Source organism: Streptomyces sp. NBC_01006, assembly GCF_045162725.1.
Classification (GTDB): domain Bacteria; phylum Actinomycetota; class Actinomycetes; order Streptomycetales; family Streptomycetaceae; genus Streptomyces.
The window spans coordinates 1,444,803-1,467,832 of record NZ_CP108700.1 but is presented as its reverse complement, the minus strand read 5'-3'; the positions used below and the strand labels follow the sequence as shown (position 1 = coordinate 1,467,832).

Below are 23,030 nucleotides of genomic sequence, written 5' to 3'. Positions count from 1 at the left end.
CTCCGCACCAGCTCTCCCCGCCTTCTCTGTCTCCTGCCTGCTCACGTTCATGCGGCGCGCGCCGCTCCTTTCGCGTGCGCCCGTTTCGCGACTCGAGGAACGCCCATGTCTGCACAAGCCCGTACGTCCCCGCCGGTCACGCCCGCAACGCCCCCGGAGAAGATCGCCGTCATCGGCATCGGCTGCCGTTTCCCGGGCGGAGCCAACGACCACCGGTCCTTCTGGCGAAACCTGATCGAGGGGAAGGACTGCATCACGCCGACGCCGCCCGACAGGTACGACGCCGCGGGCTTGGGCAGCAGGGACAAGGCGAAACCGGGCCGCCTCGTGGGCGGGCGCGGCGGCTACATCGACGGCTTCGACGAGTTCGACCCGGCGTTCTTCGGCATCAGCCCCCGCGAGGCGCACGCCATGGACCCGCAGCAGCGCAAACTCCTGGAGGTCGCCTGGGAGGCCCTGGAGGACGGCGGACAGAAGCCGGCCGAACTCGCAGGGCGGAACGTCGGGGTGTACGTCGGGGCGTTCACCCTGGACTACAAGATCCTGCAGTTCTCCGACCTCAGGTTCGACACCCTCGAAGCCCATACGGCGACCGGCACGATGATGACGATGGTCTCGAACCGGCTCTCGCACTGCTTCGACTTCCGCGGCCCCAGCCTCTCCATCGACTCCGCCTGCAGCTCCTCGCTCGTCGCCGTGCACCTGGCCTGCGAGAGTCTGCGACGCGGCGAGAGTTCGCTGGCCCTGGCGGGCGGCACGCTGCTGCATCTGACACCGCAATACACCATCGCCGAGACCAAGGGCGGCTTCCTCTCACCCGAGGGCCTCTCCCGGACCTTCGACGCCGACGCCAACGGCTACGTCCGAGCCGAGGGCGTGGGCATCGTCGTCCTCAAGCTCCTCTCGGACGCGGTCCGCGACGGCGACCCGATCCACGCCGTGATCACGGAGACCGGCGTCAACCAGGACGGACGCACCAACGGCATCACCGTCCCCAGCGCCGACGCCCAGGCGGCGCTGATCGAGCAGGTCTGCGCCCGGGCCGGGATCACCCCGGGCACCCTCCAGTACGTGGAGGCCCACGGCACCTCCACGCCGGTGGGCGACCCGATCGAGGCGAACGCGCTGGCGAGCGCCCTCGCCGTCGGCCGCAAGCCGGGCGCCGCCTGCTACATCGGTTCCGTCAAGACGAACATCGGGCACACCGAGTCCGCCGCGGGGATCGCCGGTCTCATCAAGACCGCGCTCAGCCTCGAACACCGGCTGATCCCTCCGCACATCAATCTGGAACGCATCAATCCCGCGATCGACCTGGACTCCGCGCCGTACGAGATCCCGGACCGGGTCACCCCCTGGCCCCCTCACGAGGGACCGGCCCGCGCGGGCGTCAATTCCTTCGGTTTCGGCGGCACCAACGCGCACGTGCTGCTCGAAGAGGCGCCCGCACGCACCGCCGAGGACACACCGACCCGCGTCCCCGAGCAGGGTTCCGCCACCGACGGCCTCCCGTTCAACGTGCTGCCGCTCAGTGCCCACGACGCCTCCGTGCTGCCGCCACTGGCCGAGGCCGTCCGCGCGGAACTGGCAGCCCAGGGCTCGCACGCGGCAGACTCCGCGGCCGATCCCGCCTCCGTCGCGGACCTCGCCCACTCCCTCGCCCGCCGCAGGCAGCACCACGACGCCCGGCTGTCCGTGGTGTACGAGACGCGTCACGATCTGGACGAGGCGCTGGCGGCGTGCGTCCGGGGCGAGGAGCACCCCCGCGTCCTGCACGGCAGGCGCCGTGAGGGACAACAGGACTTGGCCGCTTGGGTGTTCACCGGGATGGGGCCGCAGTGGTGGGCCATGGGCCGCGAGCTGTTCGAGACCTCGCCCACCTACCGGGAGGCCGTCGAGGCCGTCGACCGCGAGATCGCAGCACAGGCCGGCTGGTCGCTGACCGCGGAACTCAACGCCGCCGAGGACGAGTCCCGGATGGCGCAGACCTGGCTCGCACAGCCCGCCAACTTCGCCGTCCAGGTCGGCCTCGCCGCGCTCTGGCACGCCCACGGGGTTCACCCCTCCGCGGTCGTCGGCCACAGCACCGGCGAGATCGCCGCGTTCTACGAGGCCGGGATCTACAGCCTGCGCGATGCCGTACGGATCGTCCTGCACCGCAGTCGCCTGCAGCACCGGCTCGCAGGAACGGGCACCATGCTGGCCGTCGGTCTGCCCGAGGACGAGGCGTCACGGCGCGCGGCGCCTTTCGGGGACCGCCTGTCCGTCGCCGCCGTGAACAGCCCCGGCGCGCTGACCCTGGCAGGGGAGAGGGCGGCGCTCACCGAGTACGCGGAAGCGCTGCACGCCGACGGCGTGTTCGCCAAGTTCCTGGACGTACAGGTCCCCTACCACAGCGCCGGGATGGAGGAGATCAGGGCCGATCTGCTGAGGGAGCTCGCCGGGATCGAACCGAGTCCCGCGCGGCTGCCCCTCTATCTCACCGGCCGGGAGGGGCGCGCCGAGGGGCCCGAACTCGACGCGGGTTACTGGTGGAACAACGTCCGTGACACCGTCCGGTTCCGCTCGGCCGTCGACGCCATGATCGACGACGGACACCGCACCTTTCTGGAGATCGGACCCCACCCGGTGCTCGGTCACTCCATCAAGGAGTGCTTCGCCGCCCGTGCGGGCGACCCCACGGCCGTCATCACGGCCACGGCCACGGCCACGGCCACGGCCACGGCCACGGCCACGGCCACGGCCACAGCCACGACCACGGTCACGCCCGGGGCCGGGGGCTCGCACCAGACCGTGACCACCCTGCCCTCGATCCGGCGCGCCGAAGGCGAAGCCCTGCGCTTCACGACCTCCCTGGCCGCGCTGTACAGCCTCGGCTGCGCCGTCGACTGGGAAGCACTGCACCCGCGGGGGCGGCGGGTCCCGCTGCCCCGCTATCCGTGGAAGCGGGACCGGTACTGGACCGAACCCGCGCCCGTGGCGCAGATCAGGCTGGGCGAGGTCGACCATCCGCTGCTGGGCCGGCGTCTCGCCACCGCGGAGCCCGCCTGGGAAGTGGCGCTCGACGTGGAGAGCACGCCCTACCTCGCCGATCACCGCATCCAGGGTCGGACGTTGTTCCCGGCGGCAGGCTACGTCGAGATGGCGTACCAGGCGCTCCGGTCCCTGACCGGTGGCACGGACGCCGAGCTGGGGGACATCGAACTGCGCAAGGCCCTCTTCCTGCCCGAAGACGCCCCCCGAGCCGTCCAGTTGTCGCTCTCCGCGCAGACCTCCGCCTTCACCGTGGCCACCGGCGGCGATGCCCCCTCCGTACACGCCTGTGGCGTGGTGCGCGGCGGAACTGCGCCCGCTCGTACCTCCCCGGTGGACGGGGAGGCGATCCGGGCACGGGCGGACCGGCGCCTCGACTCCACCGCGTGCTACGACGCGCTGAGCGCCCTCGGGTACGACTACGGCCCCGCGTTCCGGGGCATCGGGGAAGTGTGGCGGACAGAGGGCGAGGCCCTGGCTCTGATCCGGCCACCCGTGTGCGTCGGCAGCGCTGCCGGGCACCATGTGCATCCGGTTCTGCTCGACGCCTGTTTCCAGACGCTCCTCGTCGCGGGACTCTCGTCCGCGGACGCGGTTCCCGAGAGTGGGATGCTCCTGCCGCTCACCATCGACGCGGTGCGCACGCTCCCGGTCGGTGACCGGCCGCTGTGGGCGCACGCCACCGTCACACGGCGGGCGGAGGACGAACTCGTCGGTGACATCACCCTCTACGCCGAGGACGGCGAGCCGCTCGGGTACGTCCGCGGGTTCCGCGCCGCCGACGTGGAACAGACGTCGGCCACGGTGGGTGTTCCCACCATCGACGGATGGCTTGCCGAACTCACCTGGACGCAAGCACCGCTGGAGTCCGGCGGCCGGGACGCCGAGACGGCTGCGGACCTGTCCGTGGCCCCGGACCCGGGTCCGCCCGCCCACGGCACCTGGCTGCTGTTCGCGGACCGGCCCGGCGCAGTGGCGGACCGCCTCGCGGCACTCGCCGCCACGAGCGGCGCGCACTGCCACCTCGTAAGGCCGGGGGACAGCTATGCCTTCGACCCGGAAGGACGGGACTCCCAGGTGGTCCCCGGCAGCGCCGACGACCTGCGCAGGCTGCTCGCCGAGCTCGCCGCCGACGATGGTCCGGCCCTCGACACCGTCGTCCACCTCTGGAACCTGGATCTGCCCGCCCTGGAGGACACCGGGCGCGGACACCTCGACGCCCACAGCGCGCTGGGCGCCTACTCCGTGGTCGCACTGGCCCAGGCCCTTCAGGACGACCCCCGGCAGTCGGCCGCGCCGGCCGCCCTGCACCTCATCACCCGGGGGGCCCAGGCGGCCGTCCCCGGAGACCCGGTCGAACCCCTCGGCGCGCCCGTCTGGGGCATCGGCCGGGTGCTGCGCCACCAGGAGCTGACCGCGCACCGGGGCAAGCTGATCGACCTGCCGCTCCCCCCGGCAGGCACCCCGGACGGGTCCGGCCCGCAGGCCTCGCAGGCCTCCCGGGACGCCGCGACGCAGGCCGACGCCGAAGCGCTGCTCCGGGAGATCCTCGCCCCGTCAGCCGTGGACGGGCCGCAGGACGAGGTCGCCCTGCGCGACGGCCGACGCCTCATCAGCGGCCTCGCCCGCCCCGAGGGCCTCACCCGCCCCTTCCCGCCCAGGCTGCGCCCGGACGGCGCGTACCTCGTCACCGGGGCGTTCGGCGCGCTGGGCCGGCTGCTGTGCCGCTACCTCGTCCACCGGGGCGCCCGGCACCTGATCCTCGTCGGCCGCACGGAACTCCCCGACCGCGCCACCTGGCGCGCCCTCGACCCGGACTCCCCGGCGAACTCCCCGGTTCGCTTCGTCAAGGAACTGGAGGCCCTCGGCGCCCACCCTGTCCATGCTTCCCTCGACATCTCCGACGAGCACGCCCTCACGCGGTGGCTCGCCGACTACCGGGACCGGGACGCGCCCGCGGTGCGGGGCGTCTTCCACCTCGCCGGGCACGTACGCGACACGCCGGTCCGGGCCGTGGACCGCACCGCGTTCGACTCCGTCTTCGACCCGAAGGTGGCGGGCGCCTGGCTCCTGCACCGCCATCTGCGCGACGAGCCGCTCGACCACTTCGTCCTCTTCGCCTCCGTCGCGTCCCTGCTCACCACCACCGGCCAGACGAACTACGCCGCGGGCAACGCCTTCCTCGACGCCCTGGCCCATCACCGCAGGTCCCGTGGGATGCCCGCGCTCAGCCTGGACTGGGGGCCCTGGGCGACCGGCATGATCGAGGAACTGAGCCTGGTCGAGCACTACCGCACCGTCCGGGGCATGAGTTCGCTCTCCCCGTCGGCGGGCATGGCCGTCCTGGAGCGGGTCCTCGGCCAAGGCCGCACCCAGCTCCTGATCGCCACCGTCGTCGACTGGAAGACCTTCCTCGCCTGGTACCCGTCACCGCCCCCGCTGGTCAGGGGTCTGGCCGCCGAGGCGGCGAAGGCCACGGCGGCGGACCGCTCCGCCGCGGGCAGCGGCGCGCCGGACGAACAGGCCCGCTATCTGGACCGGTTCCGGGACGCCGCCTGTGAAGAGGAGCGCACCCGGCTCGTCGCGGACCTCTTCCTCGGCTGCGCGTCGTCCGTACTGCGGATGAGCACCGACCAACTCGACCTGGACGCAGGCCTCGGTGCCCACGGCATCGACTCCCTCCTCGCCATGGAGCTGCGGGCCAGGATCCAGGCGGCCACCGGGGTCGCGCTGCCGGTCGTGGCGCTGCTCAGCGGGGCCCCGCTGTACGAACTGACCGCGCAGCTCCACGACGCCACCAGGGAGCTCGCCGCGAGGGCGGCGGGCCCGGATCCGGCGGCGGCGGTGGAGATCCACGAGGATCCGTCCCGCCACCCCCTGACCCAGAACCAGAAGGCGCTGTGGTTCCTGAAGCAGCTCCACCCGGACGGCTTCGCGTACAACATCGGTGGGGCCGTCGAGGTCCGCACCGAGATCGATCCCGAGCTGATGACCGCCGCCGTCCGTGCCCTCGTGGCCCGGCACCCCGTGCTGCGGGCCAACTTCGTCATGGAGGACGGCCGGCCGCTCCAGACCGTCTCGGACGCCGTCGAACCGGACACGGGGGTCTTCGACGTCGAGGGCCTGGAGTGGGACGAGATCCGCGAGCTGATCGTCCAGGAGTACCGCAGGCCGTACGATCTCGCGCACGACCGGCTGATGCGCTTCCGGCTCTTCCGGCGCGGTCCGGACCGGTGGGTGCTGATGAAGGCGGTCCACCACATCGTCTCCGACGCCATCTCCACCTTCACCTTCATCGAGGAACTGCTCGCCCTCTACGAAGGCATGCGCTCGGGCCGCGTCGTCGAACTGCCGCCGGTCCGGGGCCGGTACGTCGACTTCCTCAACCGGCAGAACCGGTTCCTGGCGTCCCCCGACGCCGACCGCATGCTGGACTACTGGCGCGGCGCGCTGCCCGCCGAGGTTCCGCCGCTCACCCTGCACACCGACGCACCCCGGCCCGCCGTGCAGACCCACAACGGAGCCTCGGAGTTCTTCGTCCTCGACGGCGAACTCAGCGCCCGGGTCCACGCCCTGGCCCGCGAACACGACGTGACCGTCTTCATGGTGCTGCTGTGCGCCTACTACCTGCTGCTGCACCGTCACTCCGGTCAGGACGACATCGTCGTCGGCAGCCCGGTGACCGGTCGCACGGACGAGGACCTGTCGTCCGTGTACGGCTACTTCGTCAACCCCCTGCCGCTGTACGCGAACCTGGCCGGTGACCCGACCGTCGCCGATCTGCTCGCCCAGGTCCGCAGGACGGTGCTCGGGGGCATCGACCACCAGGAGTACCCCTTCGTCCTGCTGGTCGAGAAGCTGGGCCTCCAACACGACCCCAGCCGCTCGGCGGTCTTCCAGGCGATGTTCATCCTGCTCGCCCACAAGGTGTCCTCGGAGCAGTACGGCTACCGCCTCGACTACATCGAACTGCCCGAGGAGGAAGGGCAGTTCGACCTCACGCTGTCGGCGTACGAGGACGAGTCGGAGCGGCGCTTCCACTGCGTCCTGAAGTACAACACCGACCTGTTCCGGCCCGAGACCGCCCGTCGGCTGGCCGGGCACTACCGCAACCTCCTGGACGCGCTGACCCGCGCTCCCGGTGAGCGAGCGGTGGCCGGGCTCGACATGCTCGGCGAGGACGAACGCCACGAGATCCTGCACGGCCCGGCCGCCAGGGGACCCGTACTGGCCCCGGAACCGCCGGTGCACCTCCGGTTCGCGCGGGTGGCGGCCCGTACCCCGGAGGCGGTCGCGGTCACGGTTCCCGCCGCGGGTCCGGGGGGCGCCGCCCGCCACATGACCTACGCGGAGCTGGAGCGGGCCTCCGCCGTCCTGGCCGGGCGGCTGCGGGCCCGGGGAGCGGGCGGCGGCGTCGTCGCGGTGTGCCTGCCGAAGTCGCCCGAACTGATCGTCGCGCTGCTGGCCGTACTGCGTGCGGGGGCCGCCTACCTGCCGCTCGATCCCGACCATCCCGTGGAGCGGCTCGCCTTCATGGCGGGCAATGCGGCCGCCCGCCTGGTCCTCACCGACCCGGCGGGCGCCGGGCGGCTGGACGTGCCCGGCGCCGAGTTCCTGACCGACGTCATGGCGCAGGACCTCGAAGACCCGGCCGTCTCCGCCGCCACCTGCGCCGACGACGCACCCGTCGGCCCGGACGCACCCGCTTACGTCATCCACACCTCCGGCTCGACGGGCCGGCCCAAGGCCGTAGAGGTGTCCCACGGCGCCCTCGCAGCTCTCTGCACCGCCTGGCGCGAGGAGTACGGACTGGAGACGAGCCCAGGCGTCCATCTGCAGATGGCCGGCGTGTCCTTCGACGTGTTCACCGGTGACCTGGTCCGTGCCCTGTGTTCGGGGGGCCGGCTCGTCCTCACCGACCGCGAGCTGCTCCTCAACACGGCGCGGCTGCACGAGGCGATGACCGCCGAGGGGGTCGACTGCGCCGAATTCGTCCCCGCCGTGGTCCGCGCGCTGATGACCCACTGCCAGGAGGGCGGCCACCGGCTGGACTTCATGCGGCTGGTGATCGTCGGATCCGACACGTGGAAGGTCGCCGAGTACGAGCGGCTGCGCGCGCTGTGCGGGCCGGAGACCCGGGTCGTCAACTCCTACGGCCTCACCGAGGCCACCGTCGACAGCGCCCGCTTCGACGGCCCCACCGACGGCCTCGACCCGAACAGCATGGTTCCCATCGGTACCCCGCTGCCGAACTGCGTGCTGCACGTCCTCGACGCCCACCGGCGGCCCGTACCGGCCGGGGTCACCGGCGAGCTGTGGGCCGGCGGATCCGGCCTCGCCCTGGGCTACGCAGGCGACCCGGAGCAGACCGACCGCCGTTTCGTCACCGTCACCCTGGACCGCGGTCCGGGTGCCGTCCCCGAGCGGCTCTACCGCACAGGGGACCTGGCGCGCAGGGACGCCCGGGGCCGCATCCACCTGCTCGGCCGCGCCGACGCCCAGATCAAGCTGCGCGGCCACCGCATCGAGCCGGGGGAGATCGAGTCACTGCTGACGGCGCTCCCCGAGGTCGCCGACGCCCATGCCATGGTCCGGACCGACTGTGGCGCCGAGCCGACCCTCTGCGCGTACGTGGTCCGCGCCGCCGGCACCGAGCCGGACACCCGCGCCCTGCGCCGCCACCTCGCCGCCCACCTGCCCACGTACCTCATCCCGGCCCGCCTGGAAACAGTGGACGCCCTCCCCCTGACGGCGAACGGGAAGGTGGACCCGGACGCACTGCCCGTGCCCCGGGCCGAGCCCGCGCAGGAGGGCCACGAACCACCCGTCACGCTCTACGAGGAGCGCATGGCAGCCCACTGGAAGGCGGTGATCGGCCTCGAAGGCATCAGCCTGCACAGCGACTTCTTCGACTCCGGCGGCAGCTCCATCACCCTCATCGAGCTGATCCACCGCCTCCAGAAGGAGTTCGGCATCGCGATCCCGGTCGGCCTGCTCTTCAAGGTGACCACCCTGCACGGCATGGCCCGTACGGTCGAGGACATCGTCACCGGCCGGATCTCCGGGAACCTCTCCCACCTGTCCTTCAACACGGGCGAGGGACCGCTCGTCTTCTGCTTCCCGCCGGCCGGCGGTCACGGCCTCGTCTACCGCCACTTCGCCGCACACCTCCGGCCGTACGAGCTGATCGCCTTCAACCACGTCGACGGTGACAAGAGCACGCGCTACGCCGACCTCGTGGAGTCGCTGCACCCCGAGGGGCCCTGCCTCCTCCTCGGCTACTCCCTGGGCGGCAACCTCGCCTTCGAGGTCGCCAAGCAGCTCGAACGGCGGGGGCGCGTGGTGGCCCAGGTCGTGATCATGGACTCGTACCGCATCGAGGAGGAGTACGGGCTCTCCGCCGAGCACACCGACGCGTTCGAGCGCGAACTGCGGGACCACCTGCGCCGTCACACCCACTCCGAGACCGTCACCGCTCAGACCCTCGAACAGGCCAGGGACTACCTGGAGTACTGCGGGCGCACCCCGAACCGCGGAGCGGTCGCGGCCATGGTCACCGTCATCTCCGACGAGGCGAAGGCCGAGTTCTACGCGGCCGGACAGCGCGGCAGCTGGCACAGCGCCTCCACCACCGTCAGCCGCCTGGTACGCGGCGCGGGCCTGCACGCGGAGATGCTCGACGAGAAGCCCGCCGAACGGAACGCGACCCTGGTCCTCTCCGCGTTCGGCGACGGCAGCACGCAGGGGGCTCCCCGTGGCGCGTAACGACAGGCCCGTATGGGAGGACAGGGGCCGATGGGCCCCGGGAGGTGGCCGCGGCCCGGGAAGGGCGCCCCGCGTGATCGTCATCGGCGCGGGCATCGGCGGCCTCTCCACCGGCTGCTACGCACAGATGAGCGGCGCGGAGACCCGGATCTTCGAGCGCCACGTCCTGCCCGGCGGCTGCTGCACGGCATGGTCGCGCCAGGACTACGTCTTCGACTACTGCATCGAGTGGCTCACCGGCACGGGACGGGGCAACGACGCGAGCCGGGTCTGGCGGGAGCTCGGCGCCCTCGACGGCAAGTCCATCGCGAACTTCGAGATGTTCAACACCGTCACCGACGAGACGGGCCGCTCGGTCACCTTCTACAACGACCCCGACCGCCTCGAAGCGCACCTCCTGGAGATCTCGCCGGGCGACGCCCGCCCGATCCGTGCGTTCTGCCGCGACCTGCGGCGCTTCACCCGCATCAACCTCTACCCCTTCCTGACCCCGCCGCCGCTGCAGTCCGCGGGCGAGAAGCTGGCCACCCTGCGGGCCGTCCTGCCCTCGTTCGGGCTGCTGTGGCGCACCGCCGTGACCCGCATGGAGAAGTTCTGCGACCGGTTCGAAGACCCTTTGCTGCGCCGGGCCTTCCCGTTCATCTTCTTCCAGGACCACGAGGTCTTCCCGCTGCTGCCCTACCTGTTCAACATGGCCAGCGCGTTCCACCTCAACGCGGGCTTTCCGCAGGGCGGTTCCCTGGGCCTGGCCCGCTCGGTGGAGGAGCGCTACACGGCACTCGGCGGGCGGGTCGACTACCGGGCCAGGGTGGAACGCGTCCTGGTGGAGAACGACCGCGCGATCGGAGTGGAACTTCGGGGCGGGGAGCGGCACTTCGCCGACCACGTCGTCTCCGCCTGCGACGGCGCCACCACCATCGAGGGGCTGCTCGGCGGCCGTTATACGAGCCCGAAGATCGACAGGCTCTTCAGCGAGATGATGAGCCGCCCGGACGTGCTCTACCCGGGTGTGGTCTCGGCCTTCGTCGGACTCGACGCCGAACTGGACCCGGCCGCCCGGCACAGCACCACCTACCTGCTCTCCGACGAGGACAGCGCAGCGCTGCCCGGCGTCCTCCAGAAGAGCCTCGTCGTGCAGATGCGCTCGCGCTACTCCGACGGTTTCGCTCCGCCCGGCAAGTCCGTCGTCCACTGCACCTACTTCAGCGACTACGACTCCTGGAAGCGGCTGCGGACCAGCGACCGCAAGGCGTACTGGGCCCGCAAACAGGAGGTGGCGGACTTCGTCCGGGGCTTCCTGCAACGGCACCACCCGGGCATCGGCCGCGCCATCGAGGTCGTGGACGTGGCCTCGCCCGCGACCACGGAGCGGTACACCGGTGTACGGGGCGGCAGCATCCTCGGCTGGAAGTCCTTCACACCGGCCGACGACGTGATCACCGGCCTGATCAACAAGGACCGGATGCGGCTGCCCGGCCTGGACGGCTTCTCGATGGCGGGCCAGTGGTTCGGGGGCGGCAGCCTGATCCGCGCTGCCGCCAGCGGCCGGTTCGTCACCCAGTACCTGTGCAAGGAACTCGGTCTGGACTTCCGTGCCTGGGAGAGCGGCGGCACGGTCCCCTGGCATCCGGACAAGCTCGGAAGGCTGCCCCAGCTCGAAACCCGCAGGGTGAGGTGACCGTCAAGTGACCGCGACGACAACGGCAAGCACAACGGCAACCACAACGGCAACGACGCGCAGAAACAGCATGATCATCATCGGTGGGGGTCTCGGCGGCCTGTCCACCGGTGCGTACGGCCAGATGAACGGCTACCGCACCCGGGTCTTCGAGATGCACGAGATCCCGGGAGGCTGCTGCACGGGATGGGGCCGCGGTGACTTCACCTTCGACGCCTGCATCAGCTGGCTGCTCGGCAACGGTCCCGGAAACGAGATGCACCAGATCTGGCTCGAACTCGGCGCGCTCCAGGGCAAGGAGATGCGGCACTTCGACGTGTTCAACACCGTGCGGGGCAGCGACGGCCGCACCGTCTACTTCTACTGCGACCCCGACCGGCTGGAAAGCCACCTGCTGTCCCTGTCCCCGCCCGACGCCCGCGCCATCCGGTCCTTCTGCGCGGGACTGCGCAAGTTCATCGCCTGCCTGCCGACGTACCCCTTCCTCAAGCCGGTGGCGCTGATGACCCGCCGTGAGCGCTGGCGGATGCTGGCCGGCTTCCTGCCGTACTTCAACCTCTTCCGCACCTCGATGTCCGTGCTGATGACGGAGTACTCGGCCCGCTTCAAGGACCCGCTCCTGAGGGACGCCTTCAACTACATCCTCTACGAGAAGCACCCGGGCTTCCCCGTCCTGCCGTTCTACTTCCAGATGGCCGCGCAGGCCCACCGGTCGGCCGGGGTGCCCGAAGGCGGCTCCCTGGGGCTGGCCCGCTCCATCGAGCAGCGTTACCTGAGCCTGGGTGGCGAGATCACGTACAACGCCATGGTCGAGGAGATCCTGGTCAGGAACGACCGGGCCGTCGGTGTACGCCTCTCCGACGGCCAGGAGCACTACGCCGACATCGTCGTCTCGGCCTGCGACGGCCCCACCACCCTCCTCGACCTGCTGGACGGCCGCTACCTGGAAGGCGAGTACGCCACCCTGTACCGGGAGACCCTGCACCAGCCGGGCATGGTCTTCCCCGGCTACGCCAGCGTCTTCCTCGGCCTGCGCCGCCCGTTCCCGGACGCCGACCCCACCACCACCCATCTGCTGGACGAGGCGACGGCCTCCCGGCTGACCGGCATCCGGCACCCCAGCCTCAACGTCCAGTTCCGCAGCCGCTTCTACCCCGAGCTCTCGCCCCGGGACACCACCGTCATCTACGCCACCTACTTCTCCGACACCGCCCCCTGGCGGGAGCTCGCCGAGGGACCGGAGCGGCTCAGCCGTGCCCGCAGGGGGACGGAACTCCACACCCTCCCGGTCCGGCGCGGCAAGGCCTACGCCCTCGCGAAGCGGCGTACCAGGGACGCCGTCGTCGACTTCCTCGACGGGCTGTACCCGGGGCTGAAGGACTCCGTCGCCGTACGGGACACCTGCACCCCCCTCACCCAGATCCGCTACACCGGCAGCTTCGAGGGCACCTTCCTCGGCTGGCAGCCCTTCGTGGAGAGCGGCGAGGCGATGGAGGAACTCGTCAAGAAGAACGGACCCGTCCTGCCCGGCCTTGGGAACTTCTACCTCTCCGGGGTCTGGGCCACCACCGGCGGCCTGATCCGCGCGGCCGCGGCCGGGCGCCAGGTCATGCAGTTCATCTGCCGGGACGACGGAATCGGCTTCACAGCCTCCGTCGACACCAGCGCGCCCCTGCCGACCCACGTCGACATCCCCGTCGGCCCCCACCGCTGAGAAAGGCACCTCCGTGACCATGCCCCCTCATGTCACCCCCGCCCCGGACACCTCCCCGGAGCCCCTCGCGTACCCGTTCTGGACCACCAGGGGGCTCGGTCTGCCCGACGGCTACCGGCGGCTGCGCGATCAGCCCCCCGTCCGCGTCCGGCTGCCGTACGGAGACGACGCCTGGCTCGCCACCAGCTACGAGGACGTGCGCGCCGTCCTGTCGGACCCCCGGTTCAGCCTTGCGGAGGCCGTCCGCCGCGACCAGCCCCGTATCGGTCCCATGCCCCGGGCCGGCGGAGGCCTCATCGCCCTCGACGCCCCCCACCACACCCGGCTGCGCGCACTGCTGGCCAAGGAGTTCACCGCCCGGCGCATCGAACGGCTCCGCGGCCACGTCCGCGAGGTCACCGACGGGCTGCTCGACCGGATGGCGGCAGCCGGACCGCCCGCCGACCTCGTGGAGGACCTCGCCTTCCCGCTGCCCATGACCCTCATCTGCGAACTCACCGGGGTCCCCGACGCCGACCAGCCGGCCGTACGGGCATGGGCGGACACCGTGTGTTCCGGCAGCGTGACAAGCGAGGCCGTGCAGCGTGACGCCAAGGACTTCTTCACCCGCATGTACGGATGGATCGAGACCCGTCGCCGTGCGCCCGCGGACGACCTGATCACGGTCCTGGTCCGTGCCTGCGACGAAGGCGTCCTGACGGAGGACGAACTGACGGGGCTGCTCAACGAGATCCTCATCGGCGGCTTCGTCACCACCACCAACCAGATCGCCAACTTCTTCGCGGTCCTGCTGCTCCCGCGGGAGGCGGGCGCCGACGGGGCGGACGTACTGGCGGCCGTCCGGGACCGACCCGACGTGGTCCCCCGCGCCGTCGAGGAACTCCTGCGTCTCGTCCCCCTGCTCAACGGCCTCACTCTGCCCCGCTACGCGGGCGAGGACGTGGAACTGGGCGGTGTCCTGGTCCGGGCCGGTGAACCGGTCGTGGTCTCCCAGGCGGCCGCCAACCACGACCCCGGCGTCTTCCCGTCCCCCGACCGCATCGTGCTCGACCGGCCGGGCACTCCGCACATCAGCTTCGGACACGGCATCCACTACTGCCTGGGCGCCCACCTGGCCCGCCTCGAACTCCAGACGGCCCTGGAGCGTGTGACGGCGCGCCTACCGGGTCTGCGGCTGGCCGTACCGGAGGAGGAGCTGCAATGGCGGTCCAAGGAGTTCTTCAGCGGCCTCCGGTCACTGCCCGTCGCCTGGTGAGGATCGAGCGTGTCGGTCGCGCCGCCGTATTTGCTTCGGTCTACGGTGGGATCCAAGATCCAGCTTCGAGTCCGGGCGAGCGAGGAACGGTCGTCGAGGCAGCCGCCGCCACGAGCCTTCACCTTCGAGGAGCCGCAGATGAACGCGACATCATGGGCGACCGGCGCCGCTCGCCGTGCCGTCGCCGCGGACCGGGCACTCGTCGTGTGCGGCGCCCGGCGCCGGGTGACCGCGGCAGACATCGCGATCTGACCCGCCACCGAGCCCGGGCAGCAGTCGGCCGTGACCGGACAGAACCCCTCTGATGTGAACGGTGCGAACAGCGCGGACGAGCCGGAGCCGCAGCCTGTGGTGCACGCCGAGACCCGCTGGCCGATGGCCGCAGCCGTCATCGCTTCCGCGGTGCTGACCCTGCTCCTGCCCGACGACTTGCGCCTGGGGCCCCGATGGGCGCTTCCCCTCGCCGAAGGACTGCTCCTGGTGGCGCTGATCTCGGGCGATCCCGTGCGGATCAGCCGCCGCTCGACTGCCTTGCGCGCGGTGTCGATCGCCCTGGTCACCGTGCTGGCGTGCGGCGCCATCTGGTCAACCGTACGGCTGATCGACGATCTCATCCACGGCGGGAGCGAGACCAACTCCGCCAATGCCCTCTTGCTGGCCGGCGGCAGCGTCTGGGCCTCCACCGTCCTCGCGTTCTCCCTGCTGTACTTCGAACTCGACTGCGGCGGGCCGGCCGCCCGGGCCCAACACATGCCGTCCACCCCCGCACTCGCCTTTCCCCAACAGCTCAGCCCCGAACTGAACGCCTCGCACTGGCGCCCCCGTTACATCGACTACCTGTACCTCGGATTCACCAATTCCACCGCATTGAGTCCCACCGATGTCATGCCTCTCGCCCCCTGGGCCAAGAGCGTCATGACCCTCCAGTCCATCGTCTCCCTGGTCATCCTGGGACTCGTCATCGCCCGGGCGGTCAACGTCCTCGCCTGACGAACCGCTGGACGGCGCACCCGTGAGCCGCCTGCCCGGGACGGTGCTCCCGTCAGCGAGCGAATTTTTCGATGGCGGCCGGGGTGACCGGGGTGAAGAAGTTCACGAGGTTGCCGTCGGGGTCACGGAACAGGAGCGCGCGGTTGCCCCAGGGCATCGTGGTGGGCGCGTTGACGAAGTTCTCCACGAAGCCGGTCAGGTTCCGGTGGACGCTGTCCACGTCGTCGACGAGGAACTCGATGATGACGCTGTGGTTGTCGGCCGGGCGGGCGGAACCGGGCGCGAACAGGGGCACGGTACGGGTGCTGCCGATCGCGAGGGTGGCCGAGGCGGTCCTGAGCTCGGCGAAGTCCTCGTTGGACCAGCTCGCCCGCACTCCGGTGGCGCGCTCGTAGAAGTCGACGAGGCGGGCGGTGTCGCCCGTGATGATGCGGATCGAGACGAAGTCCATGGGTTCTCTCCTGGAAGATCGGTGCTTCTGATCGCACGCTACGACCGATACCGGACAGAATCCGCCCGGTATCTGAGGGAGACTTCTGGGCATGTCCCGACCGACTGCTCGCGTCCTCGCCCTTCTGGAACTCCTGCAGTCGGGAGGCATCCGGACGGTGGCCGAACTGGCCGGTCGGCTCGACGTCGACGAGCGCACGGTGCGGCGGTACGTCGACCACCTCATCGACCTCGACGTGCCCGTCGAGTCCGTGCGCGGCCGCTACGGCGGCTACCGGCTCACCTCCGGATACCGCATGCCTCCGCTGATGCTGAGCGATGACGAAGCGCTCGCCGTGCTGCTCGGCCTGGTCGCGGGCCGACGAGCCGGCCTGATGACGGCCACCGGCTCGGCGAGCGAGACGGCGGCGGCCAAGGTCCGGCGGGTGCTGCCCGAGCGGCTCGGCCGCAGACTCGACGCCGTGCTCGGCTCCCTCGCCTTCACGGCTCCGCCCGACGAGTCGGCCGCCCCGGAAGCCGGGGTCCTGCTCGCGATCGCCGACGCGGTGTGCCATCACCGGCCGGTCTCGATCCGGTACACCGCCGCCGACGGCCGGCGCAGCGAGCGCACGCTGCACCCGTACGGGCTCGTCGCCCACTCGGGCAGGTGGTACGTCAGGGGTGCGGATCCCGCGATCGGTGAGGACCGGACGTTCCGGCTCGATCGCATCGCCGGCGCGAGGACCCTGCCCGGCGCGTTCGAGCCGCCCGCAGGACTCGACCCGGCGGAGCACGTCCTGGCCGGGCTGGCCACCGCTCCGCACCGCCACGAGGTGACCCTGCGAGTCCAGGCGACGGCCGAGCAGATCCGCACCCGGCTTCCCGCCGGCATCGCGATCGTGGAGGAACCACCGTCCGCGAGCGGCGCGGATTCGGACGCCACGCCATGGTCCCGCGTCGAGTTGCGCGTGGAACGGCTCGACTGGCTGCCCGCCGTGCTCGCGTCGCTGGACCGGCCGTTCGTCATCGAACGACCGGATGAGCTCCGCGCCCTCGTCGAGGCGCTCGCCGGCAGGCTCGCGGATTCCGCCCGGCGCAGACCGCCTCAGGTCTGACGGATCAGCAAGGTCCCCGTACCGTCCGCGGCGCGTCGTGCGGTACCTGCGGGCCGGCTGCCGGAGGTGAGAGCGGCCAGGGCCAGGACGGCCAGTCCGCATCCGGTGATGGCCCACCAGGCCGCCGACCGCGCCCCGGAGGCTGCGGCGGCTCCGATCACCGCGACGCCGAGGGCCGCGCCGACCTGTCGGCTGGTCGCGGCGATCGAGGCGGCCACCCCGGCCTGGGCGCTGGGCAGACCGGCCACCGCCGTGGTCGTGACGGGTGCGTTGACGAAGCCGAAGCCCAGCCCGAACAGTGCGTACGACAGGGACAGCAGGAGCGGAGAGGGGTGGGCCGAGCGGGTGACCAGTGCGGCCAGTGCGCCGCTGGAGGCCATACCGGCCCCCGCGATCAGCAGCGGAACGCGCGGGCCGCGGCTGCCGACGATCCGCCCGGACAGCGGCGGGCACAGCAGCGACAGCGCCGCCATCGGCAGCAGCCGCAGCCCGGCGTCCAGTGGACTCAGCCCGAGATCGCCTTGCAGGTGGACGGTGTTGGCGAACAGGAAGCCGCTGAGCGCGGCGAACGCGAAGACCGCCGTCGCCGTGGCTCCGCTGAAGGGCCCGCTGCGGAACAGCCTCGGGTTGATCAGTGGCTCGTCGCGCCGGCTCTCGTACGGTACGAGCCAGGCCAGCGCGCCGGCCGCGGCGATCAGACCGGCCATGACCGGGGGCGAGGTCCAGCCCGCGCCGGGCCCCTCGATGAGGGCGTACGTCAGCGTGCCGAGCAGGACGATCACCAGGATCTGTCCCACCGGGTCCGGCCGACGGGGGTGTGGTGCCCGGGACTCGGAGATGTGGAGCGTGGTGAGCAGGAGCGCGGCCAGGCCGATCGGCACGTTCACCCAGAACACCGACCGCCACCCCGCCGACTGCACGAGGAGGCCGCCGAGGACCGGACCGGCAGCCATGCTCAGCCCGACGACCGCACCCCAGGCGCCGATCGCCCGTGCCCGCTCGCGCGGATGGGGGAAGGCATGGGTGAGGATGGCCATGGCGACCGGGGTGAGCATGGATCCGCCCGCCGCCTGCACCGTGCGGAAGGCCACGAGCCAGCCCGTCGTCGGTGCGAGGCTGCACAGCGTCGACCCGACGGTGAACAGGACCAGCCCGATCCGGAAGACGCGCTTGCGCCCGAGGCGGTCGGCGGTGGAACCGGCCGACGTCAGCAGGGCGGCCAGGACGATGGTGTATGCGTCCAGGGTCCATTGGAGGCCGGTCGCCGAGGAGTTCAGGTCCTGCCCGATCGCGGGAAGGGCGACGTTGAGGATGGTGGTGTCGAGGCTGACCAGCAGCACGCTCAGGCAGCAGATCGCCAGCACGAGCAGCTGCCGGCCGCGGCCCGGCTCGGGAGCGAGGGTGCTTCCCACTCAGTGCCGGGCCTCGGCGAAGTCCGCTACCACGGACAGGAGTTGGCCGGGGGTCTCGATCTGGGGCATGTGTCCGGTGTCGGGGAGGAGACGGAATTCGCCGTCGGGGAAGGCCGCGGCGTAGGCGCGGCCGTAGTCGGCGTCGACGACCTGGTCGCTGGCGCCCCATGCGACGAGGGCCGGTACCGCGACGGCGGCCAGCCGTCCGCGCAGCGTCGGGTCGGCCATCACGTGCGGGCCCGAGTAGACCTCCAGGGCGGAGCGGTTGGCGGCCATGACGGCGCGCGCTGCCTCCGGGAGGGTGACGGGGTCGACGGTGAACGCGGCGGGGTCGTGGAAGGCGAGCTTCGAGAGTTCGGCGGGCGTGAGGGAGAAGGTGTCGGCGATCGGGTGGCCGGGGACGTGGATGCCCGCCGCGTTGACGAGGACGACGGCGCTGATCCGGTCACTGCCCACCAGGGCCAGTTCGGCGGCGATCCAGCCGCCGATGGAGTTGCCGACGACGGTGACCCCTGAGAGGTCGAGCTCGTCCAGCAGCAGGGCGTAGCTCTCGGCCAGGGTGGTGACGTCCGTCAGCCAGTCGGGGCGGTGGGTGCCGCCGAAGCCGGGGTGGACCGGGGTGACGACCCTGGCGTCGCGCTGCTCCGCGAGGAGCCGCGCGAACGGGGCGACGGTCTGGGGGCCGCCGCCACCGTGGAGCAGCAGATAGGTGCGCCCCTGGCCCTGGTCGTCGACGGTGAGGTCGAGCGTGCCGGAGGGGTGGGCGAGGGTGTGGACGGTGCTGGTCATGGGATTCCTCCTGGACGGTACGGGGGGTGTCATGCGAAGTCGGTGGCGGGGACGGTGGCGTAGCGGCTCATCGCCTCGACGGTCGCCTGCGGCGTCAGCTCCCCGGAGCCGGCGATCATGTCGCGCAGATCGCGGAAGTACTGCACGTAGAGGTCGGGCGTGAAGGTGTTGATCATCACGGCCGGTTCGTCGCCGAGGTTGGCGAAGGTGTGCGGGGCGCCGGGCGGGATCATCGCGAGCGTGCCGGGCGGGGCGATGTGGACGGTCTCGCCGATGGTGAAGTGCACGGTGCCGGAGACGACGTAGAAGCCCTCGTCGTGCTGGGCGTGCCGGTGCTGCGGGGGTCCCTCGGTGTGCGGGGCGAGGGTGATCTCGCCGATCCCGAGCCGGTGGCCGGTGGTGGCCCCGTCCTCCAGGATGCGCATCTGGGTCCGCCCCAGGCGGATCGTCTCGCCGCCGTCCGGGCCGACCACGGAAACCTGCGTCATAGCCGCTCCTTCGTGAGAGTTTGCTCTCACGAGAATAGGAGGGTGGACCGGCGTTATGCAAGTGAACTCTCATAACGAGAGGGTGCTGGTAGGGTCGGTACGCGCCTATACGCGGAGGAACGGGGACGTAGTGATGACGACAGGGGCCGGGGCGGGCCGCAGCAATCAGAAGCAGCGCACGCGCACCGCGATCGTCGAGGCCGCCCGCGCACTCATCGGTACCGGCGCGGAGGTGACCATGCCCGCGATCGCCCGCGCGGCCCTGGTCTCCGAGGCCACCGCCTACCGGTACTTCCCCGACCTCCCCTCGCTCATCGGTGAGTCCCTGGCCGGGGTCTGGCCCGCGCCCGCCGACGCGCTGCGGCCGGTCGCCCGCTCCACCGACCCCGTCGAACGGGTGGCCTTCGCCTGCGAGTTCATGCTCCGCGGCGTCCTTGCCCGCCAGGGGGCGGTACGCGCCATGATCGCGGCCACCGTCACCCGGCCCGGGACGGCCGCCGCGCGCCCCGGCATCCGCTTCGGCCTGATCGACCATGCGCTGATCCCGCTGCGGGACGCGCTGGGGGAGGCGGAGCCGGAAGCGTTCGCGCAGCTCGAGCGGGACCTGGCCGTCACCGTCAGCGCGGAGGCCCTCTTCTGCCTCATGGACCTGTGCGGGCTCGCCCCCGACGAGGCCGTGGCCAGCGCCGTACGCACAGCGAGCACGCTCACCGAGGCCGCCGTACACCGGGCCGCCGTCCGACGCTGACGACCGCGCTCACGTCACCCTCGTACGTCGCGAAGCGTTACCGAGAAGGGCCATCGCCCCGAGCCGGACACGTCGGCAGCGTAGGCCTGACGGATGAAACGCCGTTCCCACGGCACCTCGACCGCACGGGAGTGGTAGTTCTGCCGCACCCATGTGACCGCAGACCTTCACGCGCTCGCCTGCGGCGCGGTCGTACGCGATGCGAAGCTTGCGCATCGCGTCCACGGGGTCGGCGGGAAGCCAGAAGTCCCGCCAGGGAATCCACAGGGACTCCCACGGCGGCTTGGGCGGCTCGTGATCCGTTGAGTTGTCAGCCATGGCGATAGCCCCCAGCGGGATCTGGGGGAGCACTTGTTGAGCATGGGGAACCAGCGCGAAGGCCAAACCCTCTGCCTGCCCAAGGGCGCCCGCTGGTGCCCAGCACGGCCGCCTCGAAGGTACCCAGCTGGCCCGGCAGGGTCGGCAAGATGCCGGAGACCTCGATCGACAGCAGTACGAGCACCAGGACGGCCACCGACAGCCGTAGATCCAGAGCCTCCGCGGTGGTCACCGCAGCCGGCAAGTCCAGTGCCCGGGTGGCGAGCGCGGCCGCCCCCGCTTCGGCGAAGACGTGCGGACGGCGGACCGGCCCGAGTGCCGTGCGCGCGTCGAACATGACTTTGCGCAGCCGACTCTCCCGGGCGGGGGCGGACGGAGTGCGCGCGACGCTCACGATCAGTACGGACAGCACCGTCAGCACGGCCAGTTACACCCAGGCGACGGCTCCCTCGCGCAGCAGGTAGCCGACCCGGACGAACTCGCCGACCCCCTCCGGGCTCACGGCCGCCGCCTGGACGGCGAACTCGATCCGCACCAGGAGGGGGAACCGGATCCGCGAGTCGGTGAACATCGTGTTCCAGCCGCGCCGGCCCGGGCCAGCAGTGGCGCCCACGCCGGTGTCACCAGGCGTACGACGAGAACCTCCCCCTTCTCCAGCGCGCCCGCGTCCGCGAACTCGTGGATCACCCGGGTCCGGCCCGTGTAGCTCCCCGGACTCACCTCCGATCCGCTCAGCCCGTCGCCCGTGTGCTCCCCCCGCTCGGTCCCGAACAGCGTCAAGGAGGTGATGCCGGACCCGAAGAGCGTGATCCGCGCGTCGGCGGGGCCACATCGGGCAAATTGAGCCGCCGCTGCCACTGGCGCCGCAGCCGGCGCTCACGCACCAGTTCACGCCACGACGGGTCGTCCGCGGCGGCGTTCACCCAGCCGCTCAGCTCCTCCCCGGTCAGGTGGAACACGTCATCGTCGACGTCGAGCAGGTCGGCGAGTACCAGTCGTCGGCCGAGTGCGAGATATCCGGCTCGCATGAACGGCCAGCCGAGCGTGAAGGAGTGCAGGGCCTCGTCCAGTACTCCGCTCCAGTGGTTCGCCACAGGCGGACCCCGCGCCGCAGCCGGCCGACCGGACCGCGTTCGAGCCGGCCTGCTGGGGCGCCGTCATGGCTCGATGCCGGTGTCAGGGCGCTTGGTTCGCCGCCGTCGCGGCGGCCGGCGATCACCGAGCGGAGCATCGAAGGATCGTCGATCGCCGTGGGTTCGGCCGGGTCGAGGCTGTACACCAGGTGGCCGAAGCATCGCAGGTACTCCAGCAGCAGTTGTTCCTCGTCCTCCGGGGTGGCCGCGGCGACCCGGTCCAGGGCGCGGTCGGCCTGGTGGGCGAGCCGGGCGCTGCCCACGAGCAGGGATCCGGTCGTGAGCCCGGCCGTGTGCCGGCCGCCGCGCGCCAAAACCACCCCCAGCAGATAGAGGGCGTGACCCGTCGGGCAGGTAGTGAGCGAGCACCGAGCCAGCGCCGCCCTGCAATGCTCACCCGTCCTGCTCAGACGGCCCCCGACCGAAGCGATCACCAGCGTGAGGGGGCCGTTCAGTATGTGGATTCGGCTCGGAGGGGAGTCGTCAGCGTGGCCGTGTCAACGGAGAAGACGGTGTCGCAGCGGTCGCGGACGTAGTCGTTGTGGGTCGCGATGACGACGGCGCATCCTGCCTCGCTCATCTCGCGGAGGATGTCCACGACCATGACGGTGTTGTCGTGGTCGAGAGCCCCGGTCGGTTCATCGGCGAGGGCGGGCTGCTTGACCATGAGCCGGGCGAGCGCAACACGCTGCTGTTCCCCGCCGCTGAGGAGGTGGATCTTTTCCTTCTCCCTGCCGGCGAGCCCGACACGGTCGAGAGCCTCCGCAATGGTGACTCGCGGATTGTTCCTCAGGGCCCGACGCGGCTTGACGGCGGCCTCCAGATTGGCGGCGACGGAGGCGTTCTCGATCAGGGCGTAGTTCTGGAAGAGGTAGCCGAGCACTTCGCGGCGGAAACGTCGGACTCCGCGCCGATCGAAGCGGGTGATGTCCTTGCCGTCGTACAGGATCGCGCCCGAGCTCGGAGCTTCGAGGAGGCCGAGGCAGTTGAGGAGAGTGGACTTTCCTGATCCGCTGGGGCCGACGAGGGCAAGCATGGCACCGCTGTTGACGGTGAGGTCGACATCGGACCACAAGGTCCGCCGGCCGAAGGATTTGGAGAGGTTCTCGATACTGATCACGGCAGTGCTCCTGCGGGGGAAGGGGTGGGGGCGTCGGTAGGAGTGG

Annotated in this window: 15 protein-coding genes; 7 read left to right on the top strand and 8 right to left on the bottom strand. The window is 71.3% G+C overall.

What is annotated here, in order from left to right; all coding sequences use genetic code 11:
• Positions 1-105: 105 nt before the first annotated feature.
• The 5 genes from OG509_RS06535 (at position 106) to OG509_RS06515 (ending at position 15,432) form a co-directional block, all read left to right on the top strand.
• Entirely contained in the window at positions 106-9,795 is a 9,690-nt protein-coding gene (locus OG509_RS06535; protein WP_406180852.1) for an amino acid adenylation domain-containing protein, read from the top strand.
• A 73-nt stretch (positions 9,796-9,868) separates the two neighbouring features.
• Positions 9,869-11,473, top strand: a complete 1,605-nt coding sequence (locus OG509_RS06530) for a phytoene desaturase family protein (RefSeq protein ID WP_406180850.1) — start codon at positions 9,869-9,871, stop codon at positions 11,471-11,473.
• A gap of 70 nt (positions 11,474-11,543) precedes the next feature.
• Complete coding sequence (locus OG509_RS06525; protein WP_406180849.1) at positions 11,544-13,187, top strand: phytoene desaturase family protein; 1,644 nt, start codon at positions 11,544-11,546, stop codon at positions 13,185-13,187.
• Between the two features lie 19 nt (positions 13,188-13,206).
• Positions 13,207-14,442: a cytochrome P450 gene (locus OG509_RS06520; protein WP_406187488.1), complete on the top strand. Its 1,236-nt coding sequence runs from the start codon at positions 13,207-13,209 to the stop codon at positions 14,440-14,442.
• Positions 14,443-14,724: 282 nt separating this feature from the next.
• Positions 14,725-15,432: a hypothetical protein gene (locus tag OG509_RS06515; RefSeq protein WP_406180847.1), complete on the top strand. Its 708-nt coding sequence runs from the start codon at positions 14,725-14,727 to the stop codon at positions 15,430-15,432.
• A 52-nt stretch (positions 15,433-15,484) separates the two neighbouring features.
• On the opposite strand, the gene OG509_RS06510 is transcribed toward OG509_RS06515, so the two are convergent.
• Positions 15,485-15,883: a VOC family protein gene (locus tag OG509_RS06510; RefSeq protein WP_406180845.1), complete on the bottom strand. Its 399-nt coding sequence runs from the start codon at positions 15,881-15,883 to the stop codon at positions 15,485-15,487.
• Positions 15,884-15,974: 91 nt separating this feature from the next.
• On the opposite strand from OG509_RS06510, the gene OG509_RS06505 reads away from it, so the two are divergent.
• Positions 15,975-16,976: a helix-turn-helix transcriptional regulator gene (locus OG509_RS06505; protein ID WP_406180843.1), complete on the top strand. Its 1,002-nt coding sequence runs from the start codon at positions 15,975-15,977 to the stop codon at positions 16,974-16,976.
• Here OG509_RS06505 and OG509_RS06500 read toward each other — a convergent pair.
• Genes OG509_RS06500 through OG509_RS06490 form a run of 3 tightly spaced genes read right to left on the bottom strand, consistent with a single transcriptional unit; the run spans position 16,967 to position 19,665 of the window.
• Positions 16,967-18,388, bottom strand: coding sequence for an MFS transporter (locus OG509_RS06500; protein ID WP_406180841.1), 1,422 nt, complete (start codon positions 18,386-18,388; stop codon positions 16,967-16,969). The two genes, OG509_RS06505 and OG509_RS06500, sit on opposite strands and share 10 nt — an antisense overlap.
• Positions 18,389-19,177 carry an alpha/beta fold hydrolase gene (locus OG509_RS06495; RefSeq protein ID WP_406180839.1) on the bottom strand — a complete coding sequence of 263 codons (789 nt, stop codon included), beginning with the start codon at positions 19,175-19,177 and terminating at the stop codon, positions 18,389-18,391. It lies immediately after the preceding gene.
• Between the two features lie 29 nt (positions 19,178-19,206).
• Positions 19,207-19,665, bottom strand: a complete 459-nt coding sequence (locus OG509_RS06490; RefSeq protein WP_406180837.1) for a cupin domain-containing protein — start codon at positions 19,663-19,665, stop codon at positions 19,207-19,209.
• 133 nt (positions 19,666-19,798) lie between these two features.
• Between OG509_RS06490 and OG509_RS06485 the strand changes: the two genes are divergently transcribed.
• On the top strand, positions 19,799-20,413 hold the full coding sequence (locus OG509_RS06485) for a TetR/AcrR family transcriptional regulator (protein WP_406180835.1): 615 nt from the start codon (positions 19,799-19,801) through the stop codon (positions 20,411-20,413).
• A 310-nt stretch (positions 20,414-20,723) separates the two neighbouring features.
• Here the strand turns inward: OG509_RS06485 and OG509_RS06480 are convergent, their stop codons facing one another.
• The 4 genes from OG509_RS06480 to OG509_RS06465 all read right to left on the bottom strand — a co-directional run bounded on the left by OG509_RS06480 (position 20,724) and on the right by OG509_RS06465 (position 22,984).
• Positions 20,724-21,152, bottom strand: a complete 429-nt coding sequence (locus tag OG509_RS06480) for a hypothetical protein (protein ID WP_406180834.1) — start codon at positions 21,150-21,152, stop codon at positions 20,724-20,726.
• A gap of 6 nt (positions 21,153-21,158) precedes the next feature.
• Positions 21,159-21,344, bottom strand: a complete 186-nt coding sequence (locus OG509_RS06475) for a hypothetical protein (protein ID WP_406180833.1) — start codon at positions 21,342-21,344, stop codon at positions 21,159-21,161.
• A gap of 333 nt (positions 21,345-21,677) precedes the next feature.
• On the bottom strand, positions 21,678-22,184 hold the full coding sequence (locus OG509_RS06470; RefSeq protein WP_406180832.1) for a hypothetical protein: 507 nt from the start codon (positions 22,182-22,184) through the stop codon (positions 21,678-21,680).
• Between the two features lie 131 nt (positions 22,185-22,315).
• A complete protein-coding gene (locus OG509_RS06465; protein ID WP_406180831.1) occupies positions 22,316-22,984 on the bottom strand; it encodes an ATP-binding cassette domain-containing protein in 669 nt (222 codons plus the stop codon).
• Positions 22,985-23,030: the final 46 nt, after the last annotated feature.